This is a genomic window from Pseudomonas chlororaphis subsp. chlororaphis, assembly GCF_003945765.1.
Classification (GTDB): domain Bacteria; phylum Pseudomonadota; class Gammaproteobacteria; order Pseudomonadales; family Pseudomonadaceae; genus Aquipseudomonas; species Aquipseudomonas chlororaphis.
Genome location: NZ_CP027712.1, coordinates 997,080 through 1,012,905 on the forward strand (window position 1 = coordinate 997,080; position 15,826 = coordinate 1,012,905).

Sequence of the window (15,826 nt, forward strand, 5' to 3'; positions counted from 1 at the left end):
TCAGGGTCTGTGGCCATCATTGATTCACCTACATAAAGGGACGGAATCAACATGAATGTCTTCCAACGGGGTGTGCTGTTGCTCAAGGTGCTGGTGCTGTTGTCGCTGGGCATATCCGCGGCCTGGGCCGGCGACCAGGCCGCACGGGTGCCGGGTTTCTGGGGGCCGGGGCATTTGCAGAACGGGGTGCAGATGATCGCCAAGTCGGAATCCGAGCCGGGCGACCAGGGGCAGGGTGGTAGCGAGGGCGATGACGATTCGACCACCGACGAGCCGGACCCCGACAGCGACGACGAGGCTAGCCAGGGCTGAGCCAGGCTGGCGGAAAAAAGAAACCCCTCCTGCCGGACTGATGCGCAATCCGGCAGGAGGGGTTTGGTCAACACAGATGAGGCGCCGCGGGTCACCGCGGCGCCTTTTTTTGCCGGCTCAGCCGAGGAACTGTTCGGCGTAGTGGCAGGCCACCTGGCGGGTGTCGAGCAGGCGCAGGGCCGGCTCTTCGCTGCTGCAACGCTCGGTGGCGTATGGGCAGCGCTTGTGGAACGCACAGCCGGATGGCGGGTTCAACGGGTTGGGCAATTCGCCGACGATCTTGATCTTCGGCTTGTCCGGGTCCGGGTGAATGGTCGGCGTGGCCGACAACAACGCCTGGGTGTAAGGGTGCAGCGGACGGGTGTAGATGTCCTCTTTCGGGCCCATTTCCACCGGCCGGCCGAGGTACATCACCATCACGTGGTCGGCGACGTGACGCACCACCGCCAGGTTGTGGGAGATGAACACATAGGCGGTGTTGAACTCCTGCTGCAGGTCCATGAACAGGTTCAGCACCTGGGCCTGGATCGACACGTCGAGGGCCGAGGTCGGTTCGTCCGCCACCAGCACTTTCGGTTGCAGCATCATCGCCCGCGCCAGGGCGATACGCTGGCGCTGGCCGCCGGAGAACATGTGCGGGTAGCGCTGATAATGTTCGGGGCGCAGGCCCACCTGCTTCATCATCGCCTGGACCTTGTCCCGTCGCTCGCTGGCCGACAGCTGGGTGTTGATCAGCAGCGGCTCGGCCAGTTGATCGCCGATCTTCTGCCGTGGGTTGAGCGAGGCGTAGGGACTCTGGAACACCATCTGCACGTCTTTGCGCAGTTGCTTGCGCTGGGCCTTGTCGGCGCCGGCGACTTCCTGGCCGGCGATTTTCAAGGAGCCGGAAGACGGTTCTTCGATCAGGGTCAGGGCCCGGGCCAGGGTGGATTTGCCGCAGCCGGACTCGCCGACGACGGCGAGGGTCTTGCCGGCTTCCAGCTCGAACGACACGCCGTTGAGGGCGCGCACGGTGGCGTGGCCCTTGAACAGGCCGCGGGACACTTCGTAGTGACGGGTCAGGTTGCGGGCGGTAAGAACGACGGCCATTACGCCACCTCCTGATTCAGCGGGTAGAAGCAGCGGGCGAGGCTGGCGGCTTTCGGATCGAGGCCTGGACGCTGCTGGCGGCAGTTTTCCTGCACGTACGGGCAGCGCGGCGAGAGCAGGCAACCTTGCGGACGGTCGTAGCGACCGGGAACGATGCCCGGCAACGTCGACAGGCGCGCGGCGCCCATGCTGTGCTCGGGAATCGCTGCCAGCAGCGCTTCGGTGTAGGGATGGGCGGGGATGTCGAACAACTCCGGCACCTGGCCCACTTCCACCGCTTGCCCGGCGTACATCACGCACACGCGCTGGGCGGTCTCGGCGACCACCGCCAGGTCGTGGGTGATCAGCACCAGGCCCATGTTCTGCTCGCGTTGCAGGTTGAGCAGCAGCTCCATGATCTGCGCCTGGATGGTCACGTCCAGGGCGGTGGTCGGTTCGTCGGCGATCAGCAGCTTCGGCTCGCCGGCAATCGCCATGGCAATCGCCACGCGCTGGCTCATGCCGCCGGACAGTTGGTGCGGGTAGGCGTCCATGCGGCTGGCGGCGCCCGGGATCTCGACTTTTTCCAGCAGTTCGATGGCGCGCTTGCGGGCCGCCTTGCCGGACATCTTCAGGTGCAGGCGCAGCACTTCCTCGATCTGGAAGCCCACGGTGTAGCTCGGGTTCAGCGCGGTCATCGGGTCCTGGAACACCATGGCCAGGTCCTTGCCGACGATCTGCCGGCGTTGCCGGGCGCTGAGCTTGAGCATGTCCTTGCCGTCGAAGCTGAGGGCGTCGGCGGTGACGATGCCGGGATGCTCGATCAGCCCCATCAGCGCCATCATGGTCACGGACTTGCCGGAGCCGGATTCGCCGACGATGGCCAGGACTTCGCCCTTGTCCACGTTCAGGTCCAGGCCATCCACCACGGGAACGGCCTGGGCGTCGCCGAAGCGCACGTTGAGATTCTTGATTTCTAGCAGTGACATGGGAATCTCCTCAGGCGGCGTTCTTGAGTTTCGGGTCCAGCGCATCGCGCAGGCCGTCGCCCATCAGGTTGATTGCCAGCACGCTGAGCAAAATGGTCAGGCCGGGCAGGCTCACCACCCACCAGGCGCGTTCGATGTAGTCGCGGGCCGAGGCCAGCATGGTGCCCCACTCAGGGGTGGGCGGCTGGACGCCAAGACCGAGGAAACCCAGGGCCGCGGCATCGAGAATCGCCGAGGAGAAGCTCAGGGTCGCCTGGACGATCAGCGGCGCCATGCAGTTGGGCAGCACGGTGATGAACATCAGGCGCGGCAGGCCGGCACCGGCCAGGCGCGCGGCGGTCACGTAGTCGCGGTTGAGCTCGCCCATCACCGCGGCGCGGGTCAGGCGCACGTAGGACGGCAGGGACACCACGGCGATGGCGATCACGGTGTTGATCAGGCCTGGGCCGAGGATGGCGACGATCGCCACGGCCAGCAGCAGGGACGGCAGGGCCAGCATGATGTCCATCAGACGCATGATGGTCGGGCCGAGCAGGCGCGGGAAGAAGCCGGCGAACAGGCCCAGGAGGATGCCCGGGATCAGCGACATGACCACCGACGACAGGCCGATCAGCAGCGACAGGCGCGAACCGGTGATCAGGCGCGACAGCAGGTCGCGGCCCAGTTCGTCGGTGCCGAGGATGAACTGCCATTGGCCGCCTTCGAGCCAGACCGGCGGGGTCAGCAGGAAGTCGCGGTATTGCTCGCTCGGGTTATGCGGGGCGACCCAGGGCGCGAAGATCGCGCAGAAAATCACCAGCAGCATGAACAACAGGCCGGCCACCGCGCCCTTGTTGCGCGAGAACGCCTGCCAGAATTCCTTGTACGGCGACGGGTACAGCAGGCTTTGATCCACGGCCACGGCGGATACGGCTACTGAGGAGGTTGGAGTGCTCATGAGTATTGTCCTCAGCGCTGGTGACGAATGCGTGGGTTGGCAAAGCCGTAGAGGATGTCCACCACGAAGTTGACGAGGATCACCAGGCAGGCGATCAACAGGATGCCGTTCTGCACCACGGGGTAGTCCCGGGCGCCGATGGCTTCGATCAGCCATTTGCCGATGCCGGGCCAGGAGAAGATGGTTTCGGTCAGGACCGCGCCGGCCAGCAGGGTGCCGACTTGCAGGCCGACCACGGTCAGCACCGGGATCAGCGCGTTGCGCAGGCCGTGCACGAACACCACGCGCGCCGGCGACAGGCCCTTGGCCTTGGCGGTGCGGATGTAGTCTTCGCGCAGCACTTCGAGCATCGAGGAACGGGTCATCCGCGCGATCACCGCCAGCGGAATGGTGCCAAGCACGATGGCCGGCAGGATCAGGTGGTGCAGGGCGTCGAAGAAGGCGCCGGTGTCATCGGCCAGCAGGGTGTCGATAAGCATGAAGCCGGTTTTCGGCTCGATGTCGTAGAGCAGGTCGAGCCGCCCGGAAACCGGGGTCCAGCCCAGGCTCACGGAGAAGAACATGATCAGGATCAGGCCCCACCAGAAGATCGGCATCGAATAGCCGGCAAGGGAGATGCCCATCACCCCGTGGTCGAACAGGGATCCTCGTTTCAGCGCGGCGATCACCCCGGCCAGCAGGCCGATCACGGCAGCGAACAGCATCGCGGCCGAGGCCAGTTCCAGGGTCGCCGGGAACAGGGAGCTGAACTCGCTCCACACACTCTCGCGAGTACGCAGGGATTCACCCAGGTCGCCCTGGGCGAGTTTGCCGATGTAGTCCAGGTACTGCGCATACAGCGGTTTGTTCAGACCAAGGCGTTCCATTGCCTGGGCATGCATCTCAGGGTCGACCCGGCGCTCGCCCATCATGACTTCCACGGGATCGCCGGGAATCATGCGAATCAATGCGAACGTCAGCAAGGTGATGCCGAAGAATGTGGGAATCAACAACCCCACACGGCGGGCAATAAAACTAAACATCTTCTGGTGTACCTCATCAGCCGGTTAGGCGTGTCCGGCAATCCCTGGGGTCAGGGATGCCGGGCGTTTCTTATCTACTTCACCTGGGTGGTAGCGAAGTTGTTGGTGGTCAGGGGACTCTGGTGGTAGCCCTCGACGTTCTTGCGCATTGCCGTGAACATTTTCGGATAGGCCATGGGGATCCAGGGTTGTTCCTTGTCGAAAATATCCTGGGCCTGTTCATAGAGTGCGGTCCGTTTGGCCGGCTCGGATTCGGCGCGGGCCTGATCGATCAGGCTCTGGAACGCTTTATTGCACCAGCGAGCGTAGTTTTCGCCGTTTTTGGCGGCCTCGCAACTGAGGTTGGGGGTCAGGAAGTTGTCCGGGTCCCCGTTATCCCCCGCCCAGCCGGCGGAAACCATGTCGTGCTCGCCGTTCTTGGCGCGCTTGAGCATCTCGCCCCATTCCATGACGCGGATATCGATCTTGAGGCCGATCTTCGCCAGGTCGTACTGCATCATCTGTGCGCCGAGCAGCGGGTTGGGGTTGGTCGGGCCACCGCCGTTGCGGGTGAACAGGGTGAAGACCGTGCCTTCCGGCACGCCGGCTTCCTTGATCAGGGCGCGGGCCTTGTCCAGGTCGCGGGCCGGGTTGCCCAGGCTGGTGTTGAAGCCCAGCAGGGTCGGCGGGTAGGGGCCGGTGCCGACCACCGCGTTGCCCTTGCCGTACAGGCTATTGACGTAGGCTTCCTTGTCGAAGGCGATGTTGATGGCCTGACGGACACGCGGGTCGCTCATGTACTTCTTGGTGGTGTTCAGGGCCACGTAGCCCACGGTCATGGCGGCCAGGTCGTCGACCTTCAGGTTGGTGTCGGCCTTGATGCTCGGGATGTCGTCCGGCTTCGGATACAGGGCGACCTGGCACTCGTTGGCCTTGAGCTTCTGCAGGCGCACGTTGTTGTCGGTGGTGATCGCCAGGATCAGCGCGTCGGCCGGCGGCTTGCCACGGAAGTAGTCCGGGTTGGCCTTGAACCGCACCTGGGCGTCCTTGGCGTAGCGCTGGAAGACGAACGGGCCGGTGCCGATCGGCTTGCTGTTCAGTTCGCCGGGCTTGCCGGCCTTGAGCAACTGGTCGGCGTATTCGGCCGGGAAGATCGAGGCGAAGGCCATGGCCACGTCGGCCAGGAACGGTGCTTCGCGACGGGTCAGGGTGAAGACCACGGTGTGGTCGTCGGTTTTCTCGACGCTTTTGAGCAGTTCCTTGAAACCCATGCTCTCGAAATAGGGGAAGCCCACGCTGGACTTGTCATGCCACGGGTGTTTCGGGTCCAGCTGACGCTGGAAGCTCCAGAGCACGTCGTCGGCGTTCATCTCACGGGTTGGCTTGAAGTAATCGGTGCTGTGGAACTTGACGCCTTTGCGCAGGTGGAAGGTGTAGATCAGGCCGTCCGGGCTGATCTCCCAGGACTCGGCCAGGGCCGGCTCGATGTCCGTGGTGCCGGGCTTGAAGTCCACCAGGCGGTTGAAGATGGTTTCCGCCACCGCGTCGGCAGTGACTGCAGTCGTGTACTGGACCATATCGAAGCCTTCCGGGCTGGCTTCGGTACAGACCACCAAGGGCTTGGCCGAGACGCCTGCGACGACGCTCAGCAGTGCGGCAGCGATGGCCGCTTTCAGGGGAAGCATTTTCATCTAGAACCCTCTGCAATCGGTTGAACCAGAGTAGCTGGTTGGCGAATTCGTCATGAATTCGCCAACCAGCCGATGTGTTTTTTAGAGAATCTTGAACGGGATGGTGGTGACCAGGCGGAACTCGTTGATGTTGCCGTCGGCCTGGTTTTCACTGGCGCGGTGGGTAGTGTAGGTCGCCCGGATCGCGGTTGCCTTCAGCGGACCGCTCTGGACTGCATAAGACGCGCCAATACCGTATTCGTAGTGGGTTTCGCCATCCATTAGGCTCAGGTCGCCGCGCTGGGCGCCTGGGTCGGTGTAGGCGGTGCCGCGGTAGTGGGTACCGTCGATGCCCCAGCCGCGTGCCGAGTAGATGTTGAACTTCAGGCCTGGCACGCCGTATTCGGCCATGTTCAGACCGTAGGCGATCTGGAAGGACTTCTCGTTCGGGCCGTTGAAGTCCGAGAGCAGGGAGTTGGCCAGGTAGATACCGTTGGTTTCATGCAGGTAGTCGAAGTACTCGTTACCGTTCACTTGCTGGTAGGAGAAGGTCAGGCTGTGGGCCTGGTGAGTCAGGCCGAGCGACAGCGAGTAGGTGTCGTTGTCGATCTCGCCCATCAACTTCTTACCTTCGTCGACGGTCTTGTAGTAGTTCAGGCCGGTGGTCAGGCTCAGTACCTGGCTGTCACCCAGCTCGTGGGTGGCGCCGAAGTAGTACTGGTTCCAGAAGTCTTTGACGTTGGCGCCATACAGGCTGGTTTTCAGGCTCTTGAACGGCTGGTAGTTCACACCTGCGGTGTAGACCTTGTCGGTTTCCACGCCAGTGGCGGAATACTCGGTGCGGAATTTCGACAGGCTCTGTTCGGTACGCGGCGAAACGCGATCGAAACCGGCCAGATCGAACGACAGGTTGTTGAACTCTTCGCTGTGCAGGCTCACACCTTCGAAACTCGAAGGCAGGGCACGGTTGCCGATGACGTCGACGATCGGCGTGCTGAAGTTCTGGCGACCGGCGGTCAGGGTGGTGTTGGAGACGCGGAACTTGACGTTGGCCAGGCCCAGTTTGCTCCACTGGCCGACAGCGTCGCCGTCGGAGTGGGTCAGGGTACGGTTGTTCTTGCCGGCGATGTCCTTGCGGTCACGATCCAGCGCGATGGCGTTGTAGGCGGCCACCTCGGTGCTGACCCCGACAGTACCTTCGGTGAAGCCCGAGCTGTAGTTGAGGATGGTGCCCTGGACCCAGTTGATCCGGCGTGGGGTCGAAGTCGGCTGGCCGTTGTGGTTGTAGGAGAAGCGGTCGTCACGACGCTTCAGCTCGTTGGCGTACCAGTTGCGGGTCGTGCCCGACAGGCTCTGGCCTTCGACGAAGCCCTTGGCCTCCGCCTGGGCGCTGGTGCCGTTCAGCTCGGTCGGAACGAATTCCTGACTCACGCTTTCCGCATGGGCCATGGCCGTGATGCTGCTGATGGCCAGGGCCAGTAACGCGGTGTTGCTCGGTTTCATGGGTGAAGCTCCTTTGCTTTCTTTATTTTTATGCCGGTCTTTTTGGGTTGACCGGCTTTTGCTTTACAACTCATTCAAGGCATCGCAAACGTTTGCATGAGGCTTGATCGCCGAATTCAGGCAACAGATTTGCGTGGGGGCGAATATCGCCCCCAGCGGCCTGGCTAATCATTTATTGGTCGATGCTGACGCCCGAGAACACGTTGCGGCCGAAGGGGCTGACCTTGAATCCTTCGACTTTGGCGCTCAACGGCTGGTTGACCGTCGAGTGGGCGACCGGGGTGATCGGTACCTGCTGCTTGAGCAACTGCTGGGCCTGTTGGTAGAGCACCGTGCGCTGTTCGCGATCGGTGACGATCTTGGCCTGCTTGATCAGCTTGTCGTACTGCGGGTCGCACCACATGGAGTAGTTGTTGCCGCCAATGGCGTCGCAGCTGTACAGGGTGCCGAGCCAGTTGTCCGGGTCGCCGTTGTCGCCGGTCCAGCCGATCAGGCTGATGTCGTGCTCGCCATTCTTGGTGCGCTTGATGTACTCGCCCCATTCGTAGCTGACGATCTTCACTTTCAGGCCGATCTTGCCCCAGTCGGACTGGAGCATTTCGGCCATCAGCTTGGCGTTGGGGTTGTAGGGACGTTGCACCGGCATGGCCCAGAGGGTGATTTCCGTGCCTTCCTTGACCCCGGCGGCCTTGAGCAGCTCACGGGCCTTTTGCGGGTTGTAGGCGGCGTCCTTGATGCTGGTGTCGTAGGACCACTGGGTCGGCGGCATGGCGTTGACCGCCAGCTGGCCGGCGCCCTGGTACACGGCGTTGAGGATGCCCTGCTTGTTCACCGCCATGTCCAGCGCCTGGCGCACTTCGAGCTGGTCGAAGGGCTTGTGGCGAACGTTGTAGGCGATGTAGCCGAGGTTGAAGCCGGGCTTTTCGATCAGTTGCAGTTTCGGGTCTTTTTTCAGCGCTTCGACATCGGCCGGCCGCGGGTGCAGGGTGATCTGGCATTCGCCGGCCTTGAGTTTCTGCACGCGCACCGAGGCATCGGTGTTGATGGCGAAAATCAGCTGGTCGAGCTTGACCCGGCTCGGGTCCCAGTACTGCTTGTTGGCGGTGTAGCGGATGTTCGAGTCTTTCTGGTAGCTCTTGAACACGAACGGCCCGGTGCCGATCGGCTTCTGGTTGATGTCGCTGGGTTTGCCGGCCTTGAGCAACTGGTCGGCATATTCGGCCGAGAGAATCGCCGCGAAGCTCATGGCGATGTTCTGGATGAACGCGGCGTCCACCGAGTTCAGGGTCATCACCACGGTCAACGGCCCGGTCTTCTCGACCTTGGCGATGTTCTTGTTCAGGCTCATCCCGTTGAAGTAGGGAAACTCGGTGGGGTAGGCCTTGCGGAAGGGCTGCTCGGGATCGAGCATGCGGTTGAAGGTGAAGAGCACGTCGTCGGCGTTGAAATCACGCGTCGGCTTGAAGTACGGCGTGGTATGGAACTTCACCCCCTCGCGCAGATGGAAGGTGTACTGCAGGCCGTCCGCGGAAATATCCCAGCGGGTGGCCAGGCCCGGCACCACATTGGTCGCGCCTTTTTCGAACTCCGCCAGGCGGTTGTACAGCGGCTCTGCCGCGTCGTTGTCGGTGGCGGTGGTGTATTGCGCGGTGTCGAAACCGGCCGGGCTGCCTTCGGAGCAGAACACCAGGCTGTTGCCGGCCGCCAGGCTGGCGGAGGTTGCGGTCAACAGACCGGTGCCCAGCAGGGCGGATAAAACCAGGGAATGACGCATGACGATCCCTCTCCCTTTTTATTGTTTTGATCGATGAGCAGTCGCCCCATCCGGAGGCGGTCATGTCATTGATCCCAAGTCTCGCTTGCAGCAAATGCCGGGCAATGGATGCACCACTCCATGCTTTGACGGTAGGGGTCGCCGCATGGGTAGTAAATGCCAAAGAGCCTGAAAGACATGTAAGGAACTTCCGAAATGCCCGTACTCACCACGATGGGGCGCAGCAAGAGGAAGAGCGTTCGAGTTCCGGCAGTCCTGGCAGGTAAGGCAACGGCGACGTCAGCTGACGTCGCCGTTGCAGACCCTTATTTGCTGATGCTGACGCCGTAGAACGAGTTCAGGCCAAAGGGGCTGATCTTGAAGTCCTGAACGTTGGCGCGCATGGGTTGGAACACCGTCGAGTGGGCGATAGGTGTCATCGGGACCTGGTCTTTGAGGAGGTGTTGCGCCTGCTTGTACAGCTCGGTGCGTTTAGCCACGTCCGGGGTGGCCTTGGCTTGCTTGATCAGTGCGTCGTACGGCTTGTCGCACCATTTGGAGAAGTTGTTGCCGTTCATGGCGTCGCAGCCGAACAGGGTGCCGAGCCAGTTGTCCGGGTCACCATTGTCGCCGCTCCAGCCGATGATCATCGCCTGGTTCTCGCCACCCTTGGAACGCTTGATGTACTCGCCCCATTCGTAGCTGACGATGTTGACCTTCAGGCCGATCTTCGCCCAGTCGGACTGCAGCATTTCAGCCATCAGCTTGGCGTTCGGGTTGTACGGACGCTGCACCGGCATGGCCCACAGGGTGATCTGGGTGCCTTCCTTGATGCCGGCTTCCTTGAGCAGCGCCTTGGCTTTCTCGGGGTCGTACTTGGCATCCTTGATGGTGTCGTCATAGGACCACTGGGTCGGTGGCATGGCGTTGACCGCCAGCTGGCCCGCGCCCTGGTAGACCGAGTCGATGATCTGCTGCTTGTTCACCGCCATGTCCAGCGCCTGACGGACCTTGAGGTCGGCCAGCGGGTTGGCGTCGGTGCGACCCTTGAGCACAGGCATCACGTTGTAGGCGATGTAGCCGAGGTTGAAGCCGGCTTGCTGCGGCAGCTTGAGGGTCTTGTCCTCGCCCAGGGCCTTGAGGTCGGCCGGGCGCGGGAACAGGGTGACCTGGCATTCGTTCTTTTTCAGCTTCTGGATGCGTACCGACGGGTCGGTGGTGATGGCGAAGATCAGGTTGTCGATCTTCACGTCTTCAGGCTTCCAGTACTCCTTGTTGCCGGTGTAACGGATGTTGGAGTCTTTCTGGTAGCTCTTGAACACGAACGGCCCGGTGCCGATCGGCTTCTGGTTGATGTCGCCCGGCTTGCCTTCCTTGAGCAGCTGGTCGGCGTACTCGGCGGACTGGATGGAGGCGAAGCTCATCGCCAGGTTCTGGATGAACGCGGCGTCTACGGTTTTCAGGGTGAACTTGACGGTCTTGTCGTCGACTTTCTCGACCTTGGTGATGTTGGTGTCCATCCCCATGTCGGTGAAGTAAGGGAATTCGGTGGGGTACGCCTTGCGGAACGGCATGTCCTTGTCGAGCATGCGGTTGAACGTGAAGAGCACGTCGTCGGCGTTGAAATCACGAGTCGGCTTGAAATACGGCGTGGTGTGGAACTTCACCCCATCGCGCAGATGGAAGGTGTAGGTCAGGCCATCGTCGGAAATGTCCCAACTGGTCGCCAGGCCAGGAACGACGGCGGTGCCGCCACGCTCGAACTGGCTGAGACGGTTGAACAGGGTTTCTGCTGAGGCGTCGAAGTCGGTTCCGGTGGTGTACTGGCCTGGGTCGAAACCGGCCGGGCTCCCTTCGGAGCAGAACACCAGGTTAGTCGCCGCTTGGGCGAAGGGTGCGCTGGCGAGCAAGCCGGCGCTGACTAAAAGCGGAATGACTGCTTGTTTGAACATGGTTGCCTCATGATTTGTTGTCATTTTTGGTGTAGAGGGCGACCTTATGAGTCGACCCGCCGATACTTATGCAGGCCCCATACCCAATGCAAGATGCGGGGCCGTCACAAGTATCAAGGAGTGGAACGAACGTACAGGAATGACGCATTTGTATAAATATTGGCGCATTTGACCGTGTGCGCTGGTTTTTTCTGGTGCATGGGTTGCCTTCTTACGGGGCATCCGGAGCGAGTCGTGCCTCCGCTTGGTGCGTCGATGGGGCAGGTGTCGACCGGCTTCTGGTTGAGCCGCCTGTCCATGCCTGCCTGGCGCAAGTGTTTGGCGCATTGGGTTGACCGGATGAAGTAGGACGGCTTGGTGAGGGAGGCCGTGGAGAACGGATGCCCGGGACCTTGCAGGCGATGGCGGATGCACAGCACATCGTCGGCGGCGTTGATATTGTGGCTCGCAGTGAAGTTGTCACTGTGGAGGTTGCGGGTGGCGTGCGACAGTGGGATGCCGAGGATCAGCCTCGCTGTCTGCCAAACCTGGAGCGGAAAGGTCTTACGCATGCAAACCTCATTTTTTCTTTTTCTAGGGCATATCTGAGGATTGGCCTTGTGGGCCGGGGCAACTCGCCTTCTATGGGGAGTGGATGCAGCCCCATGGACCCTGTGCGGCGATGGCGATCGCTTTGTTGTGGGTTGATTGACGATTCGCCGATGCCGAAATTAAGTCATGCTGAAATCGTTGTCAACGAAAATTAAGCGTGACTAACATTTCTCTTGCGCACGGGGTGTCTGTGAGGTTGCGCAGGCGGCCACGGGGCGGGTTCAGGCCGCTGAATGGTCGTCGAACAGGCCCATGGTCGTGACGGTCAATACTTCTGCCGGGCCGTTGCCAGCGTTAGCCAGGTAGTGCGGTTTGGTCGAGTCGAAGTGCACCGAGTCGCCGGCGCCGAGGGGGTACTGCTGCCCCTCGATGGTGTAGACAATCTGCCCCGAAAGAACGTAGGAGAACTCGGCGCCATCATGGGAGATCAGTTCCGACTGGTAGCCCACCGGTATGTTCATCTTCACCGCGTTGATCAGGTTGCCGGGAAAGGAACTGGACAGCCGCTCGTAGGACAGGGGCTGGCCTTCGATGGTGTAGCGCACCCGCTTGCCGTCGTGGGAGTCGGGTTGTGCCTGGGTCGGCTGGTCGAAGAGGGCGTTCAGCGGAACGTTCAGGGACTTGGCAATGTTGACCAGGGAGGAGATCGAGACTCCGGTGAGATTGCGTTCCGCCTGGGAGAGGAAACTGGCGGTCAGACCGGATTCGCTGGCGATCTGACGCAGGGTTTTCTTGGCGGCGCGGCGATAGCGACGCAGGCGTTCGCCGATGCGGTCTGCGGTCATTGGAGAGACTCTTATAGGAAAGGCGCAGTATACCCGGTGGACGTCAATGACGTCTGATAGGCGCCATACCGGGGGCCGTAACTTTAGCATCACCGATGTGGCCGAGTTCACCCCCTCCACTCCAAAAAAAGGCGAGTCCCTCAGGCTGGGTTGAAACAGTGGGTAGCAAAAAAACGCGGTAACCTCATTGGTGCTGGAGGTCACCGCCGTTTTTTTGGGGACGGGCAGGGAAAACGTTACGGCATCAGGACTTCGATCGAGCCATCGGCGGTCATGCTGACCTGGCTGGTGCCGGCCTCGACTTCCGGAGTGACCGGCGCCGCATCCATGCCCGCGGCTTTCATCATCACCGGTCCGCGCAGATACGGTTGTGGATAACCGTTGCTGTTGAGGTTCAGGTTGACGATCTTGTAGCCCTTGCCTCCCAGCGCTTCGGTGGTCAGCTGCGCACGAGCCTTGAAGGCATCGACCGCTTCCTTGAGCAGTTTGTCTTCGCTGGCCTTGCGGGTCGGGTCGGCGATGGCGAAATCCATCCCGCCCATCTTCAGGTCGGTCAGCAGTTCGCCGGTGAGCTTGGACAGCGCGGCGAAGTCCGAGCTTTCCAGGCGCAGTTCGGCGCGCTCGCGCCAGCCGGTGATCTTCTGGCCCTTGGTGTCGTAGATCGGGTAGCTGTTGCGGCTGCCCTGGCGCAAGGTGATGTCCTTGACCTGGCGTGCCTGGCCCAGGGCCTTGTTCATAGTGGTGGTGATTTCCGCGGCGAGCTTGGCCGGGTCGGCGTTCTGCGATTCGCTGTAGAGGGTGACGATCATCAGGTCGCGGGCCACTTCCTGACTGACTTCGGCGCGCAGGGAGATCTGGTTGTAATGAAGTTCATCGGCGGCCAGGGCCGGCAGGCTGGCGAGGGTGCCGGCGCTGAGGGCGAGAAGGGCGGCGCTGCGACTGAATGTATGCATGAAAACTCCTTGAGTGCGGTCCGCAGGTATTGGGTCCCAGCCTGCGTGAAACCATCAGACTCTAGCTTTTATTGTCTGGTTCGGTCCGTTAACAACTTCTATACATCTATTACCCAACGCCAACTACGGAGGTTTTTGTAGCCGCTGGCGAAGCCTGCGCTCGACTGCGCAGCAGTCGTAATCTGTTCTCGAGCCGGACTCTGAGATGGGGATGGCGAGCGCTTTGCGCTCTATCGCGGGCAAGCCTCGCTCCTACAGGCAGGTGGTGTTTTTGCAGGCAAGGCTTGCCCGCGACTGGCCATTGCCCAAGACTGTGGCGGTTTGCCGCAGTTTTGCCTGTCTGGGCCGCTGCTTGGTTATACTCGTCGCGATCCGCCTGGAGCGCTCATCAGGAGAGCTCATGCTCGCCCCCGTACAACTGCTTTCCGCCACTCGCCAGAACCTCTGGCGTCTGACTTTCATCCGCATCCTGGTTCTGGCCGCTCAGGCCGGCTCGGTGGGGCTCGCCTACTGGTTCGACCTGCTACCGCTGCCCTGGCTGCAACTGGCCGTCACCCTGGGCCTGTCGCTGATCCTCTGCGCCTTCACCGCCATTCGCCTGCGCACCTCGTGGCCGGTCACCGAGCTGGAATATGCCGTGCAACTGGCTTGTGATTTGTTTATCCACAGCGCCCTGTTGTATTTCTCCGGCGGTTCGACCAACCCCTTCGTCTCCTATTACCTGGTGCCGCTGACAATCGCCGCCGTGACCTTGCCATGGCGCTATTCGGTGGTCCTTTCCGGTATCGCGCTGACCATGTACACCTTGCTGCTGGCGCAGTTCTACCCGCTGCAGACTTTCCCCATCGCCCGGGAGAACCTGCAGATCTACGGGATGTGGCTGAGCTTCGCCCTAGCCGCGGCGGTGATCACCTTCTTCGCCGCGAGAATGGCCGAGGAGCTGCGGCGGCAGGAGGAGCTACGGGCGATCCGCCGCGAAGAGGGCCTGCGCGACCAGCAGTTGCTGGCTGTCGCGACCCAGGCCGCTGGCGCCGCCCACGAGCTGGGAACGCCCCTGGCGACCATGAGCGTACTGCTCAAGGAAATGCGCCAGGACCACCTCGACCCAATGCTGCAAGATGACCTGGGCGTGCTCCAGGACCAGGTCAAACTGTGCAAGGAAACCCTGCAGCAACTGGTGCGCGCCGCCGAGGCCAACCGCCGGCTGGCGGTGGAGATGCAGGATGTCACCGTCTGGCTCGACGAAGCGCTGAACCGCTGGCACCTGATGCGCCCCGAAGCCAGCTACCGCTTCCAATTGCTGGGCAAGGGCACGATGCCGCGGCTGGCGCCGCCGCCGGACCTGACCCAGGCGTTGCTCAACCTGCTGAACAATGCAGCCGATGCTTGTCCGGAAGGGCTGGAAGTCCAGCTGGATTGGGACGCCGAGAACCTGACCATCAGTATTCGTGACCACGGCGCCGGTGTGCCGCTGGCCATCGCCGAGCAGATCGGCAAACCGTTTTTTACCACCAAGGGCAAAGGTTTCGGCCTGGGCCTGTTTTTGAGCAAAGCCAGCGTGACACGCGCCGGCGGCTCAGTGAAACTCTACAGTCATGAGGAAGGCGGCACGCTCACCGAGCTGCGCCTGCCCCACGGCGCCCGAGGAGACCAACATGAGTGACGAAATCCAAGTCGAAGGCGAAGAACTGCCGCATCTGTTGCTGGTGGATGACGACGCCACCTTCACCCGGGTGATGGCGCGGGCCATGAGCCGTCGCGGCTTTCGCGTCAGCACCGCGGGTTCCGCCGAGGAAGGCCTGGCCCTCGCCCAGCAGGACCTGCCGGACTTCGCCGCGCTGGACCTGAAGATGGACGGCGACTCCGGCCTGGTGCTGCTGCCCAAGCTGCTTGAGCTCGATCCGGAAATGCGCGTGGTGATCCTCACCGGTTATTCGAGCATCGCCACCGCGGTCGAAGCGATCAAGCGCGGCGCCTGCAACTACCTGTGCAAACCGGCGGACGCCGACGACGTACTGGCCGCGCTGCTCTCCGAGCACGCCGACCTCGACACCCTGGTGCCGGAAAACCCGATGTCGGTGGACCGCCTGCAATGGGAGCACATCCAGCGGGTGCTGACCGAACATGAAGGCAACATCTCCGCCACTGCCCGTGCCCTGGGCATGCACCGCCGAACGCTGCAGCGCAAGTTGCAGAAGCGCCCGGTTCGTCGCTGAACCGCGACTGAACGAATGTCCTCAGGGCAAGTGAAAAAGCGAGCCGATCCTCTATGATCGGCTCGATGCTTGTCCCTATCCCAATCGAGCCTTGAT

At 62.0% G+C, this 15,826-nt stretch carries 14 protein-coding genes; 3 read left to right on the forward strand and 11 right to left on the reverse strand.

Annotated elements, in window-relative coordinates:
* Window positions 1-51 precede the first annotated feature (51 nt).
* Window positions 52-312 carry a hypothetical protein gene (locus tag C4K27_RS04350; RefSeq protein ID WP_053259629.1) on the forward strand — a complete coding sequence of 87 codons (261 nt, stop codon included), beginning with the start codon at window positions 52-54 and terminating at the stop codon, window positions 310-312.
* 117 nt (window positions 313-429) lie between these two features.
* Here C4K27_RS04350 and C4K27_RS04355 read toward each other — a convergent pair whose 3' ends face one another.
* The 11 genes from C4K27_RS04355 to C4K27_RS04405 form a co-directional block, all read right to left on the reverse strand.
* On the reverse strand, window positions 430-1,401 hold the full coding sequence (locus C4K27_RS04355; RefSeq protein WP_053259630.1) for a peptide ABC transporter ATP-binding protein: 972 nt from the start codon (window positions 1,399-1,401) through the stop codon (window positions 430-432).
* A complete protein-coding gene (locus C4K27_RS04360; RefSeq protein ID WP_009042158.1) occupies window positions 1,401-2,369 on the reverse strand; it encodes an ABC transporter ATP-binding protein in 969 nt (322 codons plus the stop codon). The genes C4K27_RS04355 and C4K27_RS04360 overlap by 1 nt, the downstream gene beginning before the upstream one ends.
* A gap of 10 nt (window positions 2,370-2,379) precedes the next feature.
* The gene (locus C4K27_RS04365; protein ID WP_007927027.1) at window positions 2,380-3,306 is read right to left on the reverse strand and encodes an ABC transporter permease subunit; all 927 of its coding nucleotides are present in this window, start codon (window positions 3,304-3,306) and stop codon (window positions 2,380-2,382) included.
* Between the two features lie 11 nt (window positions 3,307-3,317).
* Complete coding sequence (locus C4K27_RS04370) at window positions 3,318-4,328, reverse strand: ABC transporter permease subunit (RefSeq protein ID WP_053259631.1); 1,011 nt, start codon at window positions 4,326-4,328, stop codon at window positions 3,318-3,320.
* 74 nt (window positions 4,329-4,402) lie between these two features.
* Entirely contained in the window at window positions 4,403-5,998 is a 1,596-nt protein-coding gene (locus C4K27_RS04375) for an ABC transporter substrate-binding protein (protein ID WP_053259632.1), read from the reverse strand.
* Between the two features lie 81 nt (window positions 5,999-6,079).
* On the reverse strand, window positions 6,080-7,480 hold the full coding sequence (locus C4K27_RS04380; RefSeq protein WP_053259633.1) for an OprD family porin: 1,401 nt from the start codon (window positions 7,478-7,480) through the stop codon (window positions 6,080-6,082).
* A gap of 172 nt (window positions 7,481-7,652) precedes the next feature.
* Window positions 7,653-9,254 carry an ABC transporter substrate-binding protein gene (locus C4K27_RS04385; protein ID WP_053259634.1) on the reverse strand — a complete coding sequence of 534 codons (1,602 nt, stop codon included), beginning with the start codon at window positions 9,252-9,254 and terminating at the stop codon, window positions 7,653-7,655.
* Between the two features lie 305 nt (window positions 9,255-9,559).
* Complete coding sequence (locus tag C4K27_RS04390; RefSeq protein WP_053259635.1) at window positions 9,560-11,185, reverse strand: ABC transporter substrate-binding protein; 1,626 nt, start codon at window positions 11,183-11,185, stop codon at window positions 9,560-9,562.
* Window positions 11,186-11,298: 113 nt separating this feature from the next.
* Window positions 11,299-11,736 carry a hypothetical protein gene (locus tag C4K27_RS04395; RefSeq protein WP_053259636.1) on the reverse strand — a complete coding sequence of 146 codons (438 nt, stop codon included), beginning with the start codon at window positions 11,734-11,736 and terminating at the stop codon, window positions 11,299-11,301.
* A 261-nt stretch (window positions 11,737-11,997) separates the two neighbouring features.
* Window positions 11,998-12,561, reverse strand: a complete 564-nt coding sequence (locus C4K27_RS04400; RefSeq protein ID WP_009042163.1) for a cupin domain-containing protein — start codon at window positions 12,559-12,561, stop codon at window positions 11,998-12,000.
* 236 nt (window positions 12,562-12,797) lie between these two features.
* Entirely contained in the window at window positions 12,798-13,514 is a 717-nt protein-coding gene (locus C4K27_RS04405) for an SIMPL domain-containing protein (protein WP_007927039.1), read from the reverse strand.
* A gap of 400 nt (window positions 13,515-13,914) precedes the next feature.
* Here C4K27_RS04405 and C4K27_RS04410 point away from each other — a divergent pair, with 400 nt between their 5' ends.
* Window positions 13,915-15,177 (forward strand): ATP-binding protein, encoded by a 1,263-nt coding sequence (locus C4K27_RS04410; protein ID WP_007927040.1) that lies wholly within the window; start codon window positions 13,915-13,917, stop codon window positions 15,175-15,177.
* Window positions 15,170-15,730: a response regulator transcription factor gene (locus C4K27_RS04415; protein ID WP_009046975.1), complete on the forward strand. Its 561-nt coding sequence runs from the start codon at window positions 15,170-15,172 to the stop codon at window positions 15,728-15,730. The genes C4K27_RS04410 and C4K27_RS04415 overlap by 8 nt, the downstream gene beginning before the upstream one ends.
* Window positions 15,731-15,826 lie beyond the last annotated feature (96 nt).